A 12,670-nucleotide genomic window follows, 5' to 3' on the forward strand; every position below is an offset into this window, starting at 1 on the left:
GGGCCGCCCCGCGGGTCGGGTGCGCACGCTGGGCGACACCATCCGGCCGTGGCGCTCGTGCCACCGCCGGACGGCCCGGGTGCTGCGCCCTCCGTCCCTGCTCCGGTGCGGGGCGTGCCGGTCTCTCCAGGCCGGTGCGCCCCACGGTCGTCCTCGCGTGCCTCCCTGTGACGTGCGGCCGGGTCCGGTTCGTCGGGGTGGTCCTACCCGTCCCGGGTGGGGGCTCCTACTCACCCGCCCCGTGCTGGTGGGTGCCGGTGGTGGGTGTCGGTGGTGCGTGCTCTACTCGCTCCATGGCGCCCGCGTCCCTGATCCTGTCCCGTCGCGACCTCGAGTTCCTGCTGCACGAGTGGCTGGACGTGAGCTCGCTGACCAGCCGCGAGCGCTTCGCCGAGCACTCCCGCGAGACGTTCGACGCGGTGCTCGAGCTGGGCGAGACCATCGCCACCGAGCACTTCGCGCCGCACAACAAGAAGGCGGACGCCAACGAGCCGCACGTGGGCGCGGACGGCAAGGTCGTCCTCGTCCCGGAGGTGGCCACGGCGCTGAAGGTGTTCGTCGACGCCGGGCTGCTGGCCGGGCAGATGGACGAGTCCCTCGGTGGGCTGCAGCTGCCCAACGTGGTGTCCAAGGCCGTGCAGATGTGGTTCCACGCCGCCAACGTCGGCAGCACCATCTACCCGTTCCTCACCATGGCCAACGCCAACCTCGTCGTCGCGCACGGCAGCGAGGACCAGGTGCGGCGCTACGTCACGCCCATGCTCGCGGGCGAGGCCACCGGCACCATGTGCCTGTCCGAGCCGGGGGCCGGGTCCTCCCTCGCGGACATCACCACCCGCGCCGAGCTGCAGGACGACGGCACCTACCGGGTCACCGGCACCAAGATGTGGATCTCCGGCGGGGACCACGAGCTGACGCCGAACATCGTGCACCTGGTGCTGGCGAAGATCCCGGACGGCCCTGCGGGGGTCAAGGGCATCTCGCTGTTCCTGGTGCCCAAGGTGGTGGTGGGCCCCGACGGCACCCTGGGTGAGCGCAACGACGTGGCCCTGGTCGGGCTGAACCACAAGATGGGCTACCGCGGCGGGACGAACACGCTGCTGAACTTCGGCGAGGGCGCGCACACCCCGGGCGGGCGGGCGGGGGCCGTCGCCGAGCTGCTGGGGCAGCCGCACCAGGGGCTGGCCTACATGTTCCACATGATGAACGAGGCTCGGGTGGGCGTCGGGCTGGGTGCCACCGCGCTCGGCTACACCGGCTACCTCAAGTCGCTCGACTACGCGCGCACCCGCACCCAGGGCCGGCTGCCCAGCGACAAGGACCCGTCCTCGCCGCCGGTGGCGATCATCGAGCACGCGGACGTCCGGCGGATGCTGCTGGCGCAGAAGTCCTACGTGGAGGGTGGCCTCGCGCTCGGGCTGTACTGCTCCCTGCTGGTCGACGAGCAGGACACCGCCCCCGAGCCTGCCGACCGCGAGCGCGCGGCCCTGCTGCTCGACGTGCTCACGCCCATCGCGAAGAGCTGGCCCAGCCAGTGGTGCCTGGAGGCGAACTCGCTGGCCATCCAGGTGCACGGCGGCTACGGCTACACCCGCGACTACGACGTGGAGCAGCACTACCGCGACAACCGCCTGAACCCGATCCACGAGGGCACCCACGGCATCCACGGCCTGGACCTGCTCGGCCGCAAGGTGACCATGCGCGGCGGGGCTGGGCTGACCCTGCTGCTGGACACCGTCGAGGCGACGGTCAGGAGGGCGTCGGCGGCCGGGGGTGAGCTGGCCGAGCTGGGGGCCCAGCTCCACGCGGTGTGCGAGCGGATCGGGAAGACCACGGCCACCGTGCTCGGCGCGGGCGACCCGGACGTCTCGCTGGCCAACGCGACGGTGTACCTGGAGGCCGTCGGGCACGCGGTGGTGGCGTGGATGTGGCTGGAGCAGCTGCTGGCCGCGAACGGCAAGGACGGCGCGTTCTACGACGGTAAGCGGCACGCCGGACGGTTCTTCTACCGCTGGGAGCTGCCGCGCACCGGCGCGCAGCTGGACCTGCTCGACTCGCTGGACACCACTCTGCTGGACACCGACACCGCCTGGTTCTGAACCCGCCCGCCCGTTCTGGCGCGGGTGCGGCGGGCGGCGGGTGCTGGGCGGGGCGGGCGGGGTACGGGGCGGACGGCGGGCGGCGGCGAGCGCTGGGCGCTAGGGCCACGTGGAACCTTGTGGTCACCGGTCACCGGTCGCCGGCCGCCAGGGCAACGTGGAACCTCGTGGTCCTCGCTCGGCGGCCGCCATGGTCACGTGGAACCTTGTGGTCACCGGTCGGCCCTGCCCGGGGGTCACGTGGAACCTTGTGGTCACCGGTCGGCGGCCGCCAGGGTCACGTGGAACCTTGTGGTCACCGAGAGCGGGGCACCGAGAGCGGGGCACCAAGAGCGGGCCGCCGGGAGCGGGGTGCAGCAGGCTCGGCCTCAGAGGACGAGCGCCGCCGCCCCTACCAGCCCGGCCGCAGCCCCGAGCTCGGCCGGCACCAGCCGCAGCCCGCGGACGAACGACATCCTCGCGTGCGGGGACATGGCCGCCCGGGCCGCGGCCCACAGGGGCTCCCCGGCAGCCGCGAACCCCCCGCCGAGGACCACGAGCTCGAGGTCGACGAGGGCGGCGGTGGTGGCGAACGCCAGCCCCAGCGCCCGCCCGGCCCGCTCCAGCGCGGCCACGGCCACCGGATCACCCGCCCGGGCCGAGACCCCCAGCGCCTCGCCGTCGGCACCCGTCCACCCCTGCGCTCGCGCCCAGCGCACCGAGGATGGCCCGCTCGCGACGGTCTCCACACAGCCCCGGGCGCCGCACGGGCAGTCCACCCCGTCCGGGTCCGCGACGATGTGCCCGACGTGACCCGCGTTGCCCGTGCGGCCGGTGACCACCTGCCCGCCGAGCACCAGGCCCCCGCCCACACCGGTCGACGTCACCACCCCGAGCAGGTCGGCCACCCCGCGCCCGGCCCCGAAGCGCTGCTCGGCCAGGGCCATGCACGACCCGTCCCCGGCCAGGCGCACGCGCACCCCGCCGAAGGCCTCCGCGACCCCGGCCACCAGCGGCACCCCGCGCAGCTGGGGGATGTTCACCGGGTCGACGGTGCCGGCGAGCACGTCGACGGGTCCGGCGCTGCCGATGCCGACGGCCGTCACGGGCTCGTCGCCGACCACTTCGCGGAGCAGGGCCACGCAGGCGTCGACGACGCCGGCGGACGGGGTGGGGCGGCGGGCCGAGCGCAGCACCCGGCCGTCGGGATCGACGAGCCCGGCCGCGAGCTTGGTGCCGCCGATGTCGAGGGCGAGGACGGTCATGACGCCATCCTGGCGGCGGTGACGGCGCGGTAGGTGAAGCCGAGCCGGGTGTACACCGCGATGGCCGGTTCGTTGTGCGCGTCGACCATGAGCGCGACGGTGCCCCGGGTGCGGCGACCGTGGTCGCGGAGGAAGGCGCACACCGCGGTCGACAGCCCGCCGCCGCGGTGAGTGGGGAGCGTCGTGACGCCGGCGAGGAAGGCGACGTCCGGGGCGCAGTGGGCCAGGGCCCCGACCGACGCGATCTCGTGGTCCTGCTCTGCGTGCACGGGTGCACCGGCCCACCCGAGCACCGACGGCTCACCCACCTGGACCCACGATCCGGGGTTGGCCGCGGCGAGCACGGGGGCCACGGCGTCGTCGTCCAGCCACCTCACCCCGACGCTGGACACCTCGGGGGCGGGGTCGGTGGGCAGCAGGTCCATCCAGCCGAACTCCGCCACCACCTCGAGCCCGCGCAGCTGCGCCACCAGGGAGGACTCGCCGAGCACCACGTGGTGCGGCAGCGCGGCCAGCGCAGCCTCGACCAGGGGCTGCGCACCGGAGGCCGACCCGGTGACCACGATGCGGTCGCGCCGGTTCAACCCCGTGGCCGTCACGACGGTGGCACCGTCGGTGTCCCAGCGCAGGCCGGCGGTGGGGACGGCCTGCGCCGCCCAGCGGACCAGGGGGTGCTCGTGCGGTCTCACGTCCGCCGACGCTAGCGCGTGACATGGGGCACGATCGCGCCATGGCCCTGGTGATCCCCACCCCGCGCGACGTCCTCGGCGTGGCCCGCGCAGCGACGTCCTGGGCGTTCGACACCGTCGTGTTCGTCGCCGTCCTGCCGGTGCGGGTCGCGACCGTGCTGACCGACGCCGAGCGGCTCGTCGCACGGATCGCCGAGGTCGCGGACGAGGCGGCCCTGGCCATCACCGAGGTGCGGCGGATCGTCGACGGCGCGGCGGGTGTGGTGGACGGTGCCGACCGCGTGGTGGGCGGTGCGGACCGGGCCATCGAGGGTGCCGACCGCGTGATCGCGGGCGCCGACCGGACCATCGACGGGGCGGAGCGGGTGATCGCCGGGGCGGAGCGGACGGTGGAGGGTGCCGAGCGGGTGATCGCCGGGGCGGAGCGGACCGTGGAGGGCGCGGAGCGGGTGATCGCCGGGGCCGAGCGGACCGTGGAGGGTGCCGAGCGGGTGATCGCCGGGGCGGAGCGGACCGTGGAGGGCGCGACCCGCGTGATCGCCGGCGCCGAGCACACCGTCGAGGGCGCGACCCGCGTGATCGCCGGCGCCGAGTCCACGGTGGAGGGTTCGAGGAAGGTGATCGCCAGGGCGGAGCGGACGGTGGAGGGTGCCGGGCGCGTCATCGCGGGCGCGGAGTCCACGGTGGAGGGTGCGGGCAGGGTCGTCGCCGGCGCCGAGTCCACCATCCACGGCGCCGAGGTCGCGATCCGGGGCGCGGAGGTCACCGTCACCGACGCCGCGCGGATCATCGCCGAGGCGGCCCTGGCCACCCACATCGCCATGGCGCTGCTCGAGACCTGGCGGCCGATCGCGGAGCAGGCCGCGCCGCTGGCGGGTGCGTTCGTCCGCGAGTTCTCCGAGGAGGAGCTGCAGGCCGCGATCAACGCCGTCGACCAGCTGCCCGCGCTCACCGCGCACCTGCAGAACGACGTGATGCCCCTGCTGGCCACCCTCGACCGCACCGGGCCGGACGTGCACGAGCTGCTCGACGTGGCCAAGGACGTGCGCGAGGCCATCGCCGGCATCCCCGGGTTCACCTACTTCCGCAAGCGGGGCGAGCACAAGGCCGACTGAGCGGCACCCACGCGACCTGCGGTTCTTCGGCCTGCGGAACGCCGTCTCCCGCTCACGGCCACGGTGGGGCAGTGTCAGGGGTCACACCTCGACGACGAGGCGTGCTTCGCTGCGAAGGAGCTCCCGTGACCGATCCCGCCGCCGTGGCCGTCGAGGCTGCGTCGCAGCCACCCGCCGCCCCGTCACCCGTGCTGCCCGACGACGTGGTGGACCGCCTGGTCCGCGTCATCAAGGTTGCCTTCCCGCACCGCGCCGTCCCGGACGGGCCCTACCGGCGTACCGCCGAGCACATCGTGTCCCTGGTCAGCGGCAACGCGTTCCAGACCGCACAGCTCGCCCAGGGCCTCGCCGGGCTGGACGCGGTGCGGGGGGTGCCCTTCGCCGAGCTGGCCACCGAGGACGCCTACGCCGCGCTCCGGGGCATCGAGCGCACCTCGTTCTTCACCCTCGTCCGCTCCACCACCGTCACGTTCATGTACTCCGACCGCGAGCTGTGGGCGGTGGTGGGCTACGAGGGCGAGTCGTCGGACCAGGGCGGCTACGTCGACCGCGGGTTCGACGACCTGGACTGGCTCCCGGACCCCCGCATCGAGGAGTACAGCGCAGAGGGGGTGCAGTCGTGACGCGCTTCGCGAACGACGACGGCGACGTGGTGGTCGTCGTCGGCTCCGGGGCCGGCGGCGGCACCCTGGCCAACGAGCTGTGCCAGGCCGGCGTGCGGGTGGTGGTCCTCGAGGCGGGTCCGCACCTGACCGGCCCGGACTACCACAACGACGAGTGGCCGGCCTTCAACCAGATGGCCTGGACGGACGTGCGCACCACGTCCGGCAGCTGGCGCGTGGCGCGGGACTTCCCGAACCTGCCGGCGTGGACGGTCAAGGCCGTCGGAGGCACCTCCACCCACTGGGCCGGGGCCTGCCCACGCATCAAGGACCACGAGTTCCACGCCCGCACGAGCTACGGCGCCATCGAGGGGACCTCGCTGCTGGACTGGCCGATCGGCGTCGAGGACCTGGCCCCGTACTACGACCGCGCCGAGATCAAGATGGGCGTGACCCACCGGCACGGCCGTCCCCCGCTGCCGGCGAACAACAACTACAAGGTGATGGCCAACGGCGCGGAGAAGGTCGGCTACAAGCTCTACGCGACCGGCCCGTACGCCACCAACGCCGAGCCCTACGACGGCCGACCCGCCTCCAACCAGGACGGCTTCAACTTCCAGGGCGACAAGACCGGGGCCAAGTGGTCGACCCTGGTCGCCGAGCTCCCCAAGGCCGAGAGGACCGGCCACCTGGACCTGCGCCCGGGCTGCCACGTCGCGCAGGTGACCCACGACGCGAGCGGCAAGGTGGACGGCGTCCTCTACTTCGAGGACGGGGTGCTGCGCCAGCAGCGGGCCCGGGTCGTCTGCGTGGCCGCCAACGCCATCGAGAGCGCCCGGCTGCTGCTGCTGTCGGCATCGCCGCTGTTCCCGGACGGGCTGGCCAACTCCTCCGGGGAGGTGGGGCGCAACTACATGCGCCACCTCACCGCGTCGACCTACGCCCGCTTCGAGCGGCCCGTGCACATGTACCGCGGGGAGACGATGGCCGGGATCGTGGCCGACGAGACGGGGCTGGACACCGACCGCGGGTTCGTGGGCGGCTACAACATGGAGACGCTCTCCCTCGGCCCGGCCTTCCTCGCGGCGTTCGCCGACCCCGGCGCCTGGGGCCCGGACTTCACGACCATCATCGACGGCTACGAGAACACCGCCGGGCTGTGGATCGTCGGGGAGGACATGCCCCAGGCGACCAACCGGGTGACCCTGAGCGCGGACGTGACCGACCAGCACGGCCTGCCCGCGCCCAACGTGCACTTCGACGACCACCCCAACGACGTGGCGATGCGCGCGCACGCGTGGGCGCACGCCGCGGAGCTGTACCGGGCCGTCGGCGCGGTGGGCGTCACGGACACCCCGCCCTACCCGTCCACGCACAACCTGGGCACCTGCCGGATGAGCGCGTCGCCCGAGCAGGGTGTGGTCAACGGCTGGGGGCAGGCGCACGACGTCCCCAACCTGTTCGTCAGCGACGGCTCGCAGATGACCACCGGGGCGGCGGCGAACCCCACGCTGACCATCGTGGCCCTGGCCATCCGGCAGGCGGAGTACCTGGTCGAGCAGCTGCGCACCGGGGTGCTGTAGCTCGCCCCCGGCCCTGCCAGGCCTGCGGCAGGGCCGGGGAGCGGTCAGCTCCGGTACGGGGGCGCCGCCGACGTGCTGCACGTGCCCGCCGTGCCCGCCGCCAGGACCGGCGTGTGAGAGTGGGGGGACCGGGGGACCCGAGCAGGAGGAGCACCGTGGAACCGCTGATGACCAAGACCGAGGCTGCCGAGCAGGTGCGGGCCGCCCGCATCCGGTCGGGGCTCACCTGGGCCGAGATCGCCACCCGGGTCGACAAGCCCCTCGTGTGGACCACGGCCGCCCTGCTCGGCCAGCACCCGGTTCCGGGCGACACCGCCGCGACGGTGGGCGAGCTGCTGGGCCTGGACGAGGCCGTGGTCGAGGCCCTGCAGCTGCAGCCCACCCGCACCCCGGACCCGGCCGCCGCGCAGGACCCCACCGTCTACCGCTTCCACGAGGCGCTGGCGGTCTACGGTCCGGCGCTGAAGGAGCTGATCCACGAGGAGTTCGGTGACGGCATCATGAGCGCCATCAACTTCAAGGTCGACGTCGCGCGGCGGGCCGACCCCGACGGCGACCGCGTGGTGGTGACCTTCGACGGGAAGTTCCTCGACTACCGCTGGTGACACCGACCACTGCCCCCGGTGCCAGGATGGGTGCATGAGACTCGGACTTCAGGTGCCCAGCTTCACCTGGCCCGGTGGTGCAGCAGCCCTGGGTGCCACCTTCGCCACCGTGGCCCGCAGCGCCGAGGACACCGGCTTCGCCAGCTTCTGGGTGATGGACCACTTCTTCCAGATCGAGATGGTCGGCCCGGCCGAGGACCCGATGCTCGAGGGGTACTCGGCGCTCGCGTTCGCCGCGGCGGTCACCGACACGATCGAGCTGGGCACCATGGTCACCGGCGTCACCTACCGTCACCCCGGTGTGCTGGTGAAGACCGTGACGACGCTGGACGTGCTCTCCGGCGGCCGGGCGTACCTGGGTATCGGCGCGGCGTGGAACGAGCAGGAGCACCGCGGCCTGGGCGTGCCGTACCCGCCGCTGGCCGAGCGCTTCGAGCGGCTGGAGGAGACGCTGCAGGTGGCCCGGCAGATGTGGGCCGGGGACGAGTCGGCCTTCGACGGGGCGCACCACCAGCTCGAGCGCCCGCTGAGCTCCCCGCAGCCGGTGCGCACCCCGCACCCGCCCATCCTCATCGGCGGCACGGGCGAGAAGAAGACGCTGCGCTTCGTGGCGAAGTACGGCGACGCCTGCAACATCTTCGAGATGGGCACCGAGGCTGTTGCGCACAAGCTCGACGTGCTGCAGCAGCACTGCGCCACCGAGGGCCGGGAGTACGCCGAGATCGAGAAGACGACGCTGGGCACGCTCAGCCTCTCCGCGGACGGCCGCGAGGGCACGATGACCGTGGCCCAGGCCGTGGACCGCTTCGGCGCCTACGCCGCGATCGGGGTGGACCAGGCGATCGTCAGCCTGGCCGCCGTGCACGACCCGGTCGCGTTCGAGCTGGTGCCCGAGCTCGTCGCGCAGCTGGCGACGATCACCCCCGCCGGCCGCTGATCTCCTGACAAGCTGACACCACTACTGCGACAAGAGGACCGACCTCGTGGACACGCTCGACTCCTTCACCCCGTCCGCCGACCGCTACGGCTCGATGGTCTACCGCCGCACCGGTCGCAGCGGCCTGCTGCTGCCCGCGATCTCGCTCGGCCTGTGGCACAACTTCGGTGACGACGCCCCGATCGAGAACCAGCGCGCGATCCTGCGCCGAGCCTTCGACCTGGGCATCACCCACTTCGACCTGGCCAACAACTACGGCCCCCCCTACGGCAGCGCCGAGACGAACTTCGGCCGCCTGTACGCCGAGGACTTCCGGCCGTACCGCGACGAGCTCGTCATCTCGACGAAGGCCGGCTACGACATGTGGCCCGGCCCGTACGGCGACGGGGGCAGCCGCAAGTACCTGCTGGGCTCGCTGGACCAGTCGCTGACCCGGATGGGCCTGGACCACGTCGATATCTTCTACAGCCACCGGGCCGACCCGGACACCCCGCTGGAGGAGACGGTCGGCGCACTCGTCACCGCCGTCGCGCAGGGCAAGGCGCTCTACGCCGGGATCAGCTCCTACTCGCCGCAGCGCACCCGCGAGGCCGCCGCGCTGCTGGCCGACGCCGGGGTGCCGCTGCTGATCCACCAGCCCAGCTACTCGATGCTGAACCGCTGGATCGAGGAGGAGCTGGTGGACACCCTGGAGGAGGTGGGGGCCGGCGCCATCGCGTTCTCCCCGCTGGCCCAGGGGATGCTGACGTCCAAGTACCTCGACGGCGTGCCCGAGGGATCCCGTGCCTCCCAGGGCAAGTCGCTGGACCCGTCGCTGCTGACCGAGCAGTCGCTGGCCCACGTGCGGGCGCTGAACGGCGTGGCGCAGGCGCGGGGGCAGAGCCTGGCCCAGATGGCGCTGGCCTGGGCGCTGCGCGACGCCCGGGTGACCAGCGTGCTGGTGGGCGCCTCCAGCGTGCGCCAGCTCGAGGACAACGTGTCGGCGCTGGGCAACCTGGAGTTCACCGCCGACGAGCTCACGGCGGTCGACGAGCACGCCCGGGACGCGGGGATCAACCTCTGGGCGCCCTCCAGCGCGGTCTGAGCCCTTGACCCGCACCTTCCGCACTTTCCGCGTTGTGCGCGCACAACGCGGAAAGTCCGCCGTTCTTGTCGCGTTGTGCGCGCACAACGTCGTTCGTCCGCCGTTCTTGTCGCGTTGTGCGCGCACAACGCGAGGAAGGAGTGCACGTGAGCGTCGCTATCATCGGGACCGGGGCCGTGGCCGGGCTGTGCGTGAGCTGGCTGGAGCGCGCCGGAGCCGGGCCGGTGGCGGTGTGCGGGCGCACCCCGCTGGAGCGGTTCACCATCACCGGCGACGGGGCGGGCGGGACGGACGTCCGCACCATCGCCGTGCTCCCGCCGCCGGACGCGCCGGTCGACTGGGTGCTGCTCACCGTCAAGGCGCAGGACACCGCCTCCACGGCCCCGTGGCTGGACCAGCTGGTGGGCCCGGGGACCGTCGTGGTGGTGCTGCAGAACGGCGTGGACCACGTGGAGCGGGTGCAGCCGTTGGTGGCCGACGCCGAGGTGCTTCCCGTGCTCGTCATGGCCGCGGCCGAGCGGACCGGGCCCGGTGCGGTCACCCACCGGATCGGCAGCTTGCTTGTGACCGCGCAGAACCCTGCGGCGCAGCGGCTCTCGGAGCTGTTCGACGGGGGTGCCACCGTGCACCAGGACCCCGACCTGCTCACGGCCGCCTGGCGCAAGCTGCTGGTGAACGTGGGCGGGAACTGCATCACCGCCCTGACCGGGCGCCGCGCGGAGGTGCTGCGGGTGCCCGAGGTGCGCGAGCTGTGCCGGGCGGTGCTCACCGAGACCGCGGCTGCCGGGCGGTCCGTCGGCGCCCTGCTCACCGACGCTGACGTCGACGGCACCCTGCGGCTCTACGACTCCTACCCCGACGACAACGGCAGCAGCATGTACTACGACCGGATGTCGGGACGGCCCCTCGAGCACGAGCTCATCCCGGGAGCGGTGGTGCGGGCGGCCGAGCGCGGGGGCGTGGACGTGCCGGTGACGCGGGCGATCTGGGCGCTGACCAAGGCGGTCAGCGTGGGCTCCGCCGGCGCCTGAGCGCGGGTGCCGCCCGCTCCGCCCCTGCTCCGCCAAGCGACCACGAGGTTCCACGTGGCCGCAGCCGCAGGGCGTCAGCCGACCACGAGGTTCCACGTGGCCGCAGCCGCAGCCGCAGCCGCAGCCGCGGGCGTCAGCCGACCACGAGGTTCCACGTGGCCGCAGCCGCGGGCGTCAGGCGACCACGAGGTTCCACGTGGCTGCAGCCGCAGGGCGTCGGGCGACCACGAGGTTCCACGTGGCCGCAGCCGCGGGCGCAGCCGCAGCCGCGGGCGTCAGCCGACCACGAGGTTCCACGTGGCCGCAGCCGCGGGCGTCGGGCGACCACGAGGTTCCACGTGGCCGCAGCCGCGGGCGTCAGCCGACCACGAGGTTCCACGTGACCACGGCCACGTGGCCGCAGCCGCGGGCGTCAGCCGACCACGAGGTTCCACGTGGCCGCAGCCGTGTGAGGAAGCCCGCACCGGGGAAGGGCCCGCCCGTGCCCGAGGTTGTTGCGAACGAACGGAGTTCCGCATCCCCTGGAGGTACCCGCATGACCGCGCTCGCGTCCGACTCGCCGCTGCTCAAGCCGATCACCCTCGGCAGCATCGTCGCCGCCAACCGCATCCTGATGGCCCCGCTGACCCGGAGCCGCGCCCACGACGACGGCACCCCGAGCGACCTGCAGGTCGAGTACTACCGCCAGCGCGCCCGCGCCGGGCTGGTCATTGCCGAGGGCACGCAGCCCTCCCAGGTGGGCAAGGGCTACACGAACACCCCGGGCATCCACAACGACGCGCAGCAGGCCGGGTGGGCGACGATCGCCGATGCCGTGCACGACGAGGGCGGCAAGATCGTCGTCCAGCTCATGCACGCCGGCCGCATGTCGCACCCGGACAACTCCGGCGAGCAGGCCATCGCCCCCTCCGCGATCGCCCCCGAGGGCGTGCAGATGTTCACCAAGAACGGCATGAAGGACATCCCCGTGCCGCGCGCGCTGGAGACCGACGAGCTGCCCGCCCTGGTCGAGGACTTCGTCAACGCGAGCCGGCACGCCATCGCGGCCGGTCTGGACGGGGTCGAGATCCACGCTGCCAACGGCTACGTCCTGCACGAGTTCCTCTCCGACTCCGAGAACGTGCGCACCGACAGCTACGGCGGCTCCGCGGACAACCGCGCGCGCTTCGTCGTCGAGGTCGTCACGGCCGTCTCCGAGGCCATCGGGGCGGACAAGGTCGGCATCCGCATCTCTCCGGGGCACGCTGCCGGGGGCATGACGGAGAAGGACTACGTCGACACGTACCTGTCCCTGGTCCGCCAGATCGACGGCCTCGGCCTCGCGTACCTGCACGTCCTGATCGAGCCGACCGATCCGGTGCTCGCTGCCGTCAAGACCGTCTGGCACGGCCCGCTCCTGCTCAACACCGGGTTCGGCCTGGACAGCGACCGCGACGCGCTCGAGGGCCTCATCGCGAACGGCACCGCGGACGCCGTCACCGTCGGGCGTCCGTACATCTCCAACCCGGACCTGGTCGAGCGCTGGACCCGGGGCGCCGAGCTCAACGAGAACGACCAGGCCACCTGGTACGGCGGCGGCGCGGAGGGCTACACCGACTACCCGACGCTGTCCGAGGTCAGCGTCTGACCGCAGGCGCCCACCACGGGCGACCTGCCGTGTCGGGGGCTCCGGTGACGTGCG

Annotated in this window: 11 protein-coding genes; 9 read left to right on the plus strand and 2 right to left on the minus strand. The window is 73.2% G+C overall.

Annotated features, from left to right (window positions below; translation table 11 throughout):
• Positions 1 to 293: 293 nt before the first annotated feature.
• On the plus strand, positions 294 to 2,099 hold the full coding sequence (locus RHODO2019_RS17355) for an acyl-CoA dehydrogenase (RefSeq protein WP_265382948.1): 1,806 nt from the start codon (positions 294 to 296) through the stop codon (positions 2,097 to 2,099).
• Between the two features lie 368 nt (positions 2,100 to 2,467).
• Here the strand turns inward: RHODO2019_RS17355 and RHODO2019_RS17360 are convergent, their stop codons facing one another.
• Together RHODO2019_RS17360 and RHODO2019_RS17365 are read right to left on the minus strand one after the other, a co-directional pair.
• Positions 2,468 to 3,343: an ROK family protein gene (locus RHODO2019_RS17360; RefSeq protein ID WP_265382949.1), complete on the minus strand. Its 876-nt coding sequence runs from the start codon at positions 3,341 to 3,343 to the stop codon at positions 2,468 to 2,470.
• Positions 3,340 to 4,032, minus strand: a complete 693-nt coding sequence (locus RHODO2019_RS17365; protein WP_265382950.1) for a GNAT family N-acetyltransferase — start codon at positions 4,030 to 4,032, stop codon at positions 3,340 to 3,342. The genes RHODO2019_RS17360 and RHODO2019_RS17365 overlap by 4 nt, the downstream gene beginning before the upstream one ends.
• A 41-nt stretch (positions 4,033 to 4,073) precedes the next feature.
• Between RHODO2019_RS17365 and RHODO2019_RS17370 the strand changes: the two genes are divergently transcribed.
• The 8 genes from RHODO2019_RS17370 (at position 4,074) to RHODO2019_RS17405 (ending at position 12,616) form a co-directional block, all read left to right on the plus strand.
• A complete protein-coding gene (locus tag RHODO2019_RS17370) occupies positions 4,074 to 5,147 on the plus strand; it encodes a hypothetical protein (protein ID WP_265382951.1) in 1,074 nt (357 codons plus the stop codon).
• Positions 5,148 to 5,272: 125 nt separating this feature from the next.
• The gene (locus RHODO2019_RS17375) at positions 5,273 to 5,770 is read left to right on the plus strand and encodes a hypothetical protein (protein ID WP_265382952.1); all 498 of its coding nucleotides are present in this window, start codon (positions 5,273 to 5,275) and stop codon (positions 5,768 to 5,770) included.
• Positions 5,767 to 7,332: a GMC family oxidoreductase gene (locus RHODO2019_RS17380; protein WP_265382953.1), complete on the plus strand. Its 1,566-nt coding sequence runs from the start codon at positions 5,767 to 5,769 to the stop codon at positions 7,330 to 7,332. Before RHODO2019_RS17375 ends, RHODO2019_RS17380 begins: the two co-directional genes overlap by 4 nt.
• 167 nt (positions 7,333 to 7,499) lie before the next feature.
• Positions 7,500 to 7,937 (plus strand): cyanase, encoded by a 438-nt coding sequence (gene cynS / locus RHODO2019_RS17385; protein ID WP_265382954.1) that lies wholly within the window; start codon positions 7,500 to 7,502, stop codon positions 7,935 to 7,937.
• A 34-nt stretch (positions 7,938 to 7,971) separates the two neighbouring features.
• Positions 7,972 to 8,874 carry an LLM class F420-dependent oxidoreductase gene (locus RHODO2019_RS17390; protein WP_265382955.1) on the plus strand — a complete coding sequence of 301 codons (903 nt, stop codon included), beginning with the start codon at positions 7,972 to 7,974 and terminating at the stop codon, positions 8,872 to 8,874.
• 94 nt (positions 8,875 to 8,968) lie between these two features.
• Entirely contained in the window at positions 8,969 to 9,958 is a 990-nt protein-coding gene (gene mgrA, locus RHODO2019_RS17395) for an L-glyceraldehyde 3-phosphate reductase (RefSeq protein WP_265384850.1), read from the plus strand.
• Positions 9,959 to 10,104: 146 nt separating this feature from the next.
• Complete coding sequence (locus RHODO2019_RS17400) at positions 10,105 to 10,989, plus strand: 2-dehydropantoate 2-reductase (protein WP_265382956.1); 885 nt, start codon at positions 10,105 to 10,107, stop codon at positions 10,987 to 10,989.
• Positions 10,990 to 11,524: 535 nt separating this feature from the next.
• Entirely contained in the window at positions 11,525 to 12,616 is a 1,092-nt protein-coding gene (locus tag RHODO2019_RS17405; RefSeq protein ID WP_265382957.1) for an alkene reductase, read from the plus strand.
• Positions 12,617 to 12,670 lie beyond the last annotated feature (54 nt).

Source organism: Rhodococcus antarcticus (genome assembly GCF_026153295.1).
GTDB classification, from domain to species: domain Bacteria; phylum Actinomycetota; class Actinomycetes; order Mycobacteriales; family Mycobacteriaceae; genus Rhodococcus_D; species Rhodococcus_D antarcticus.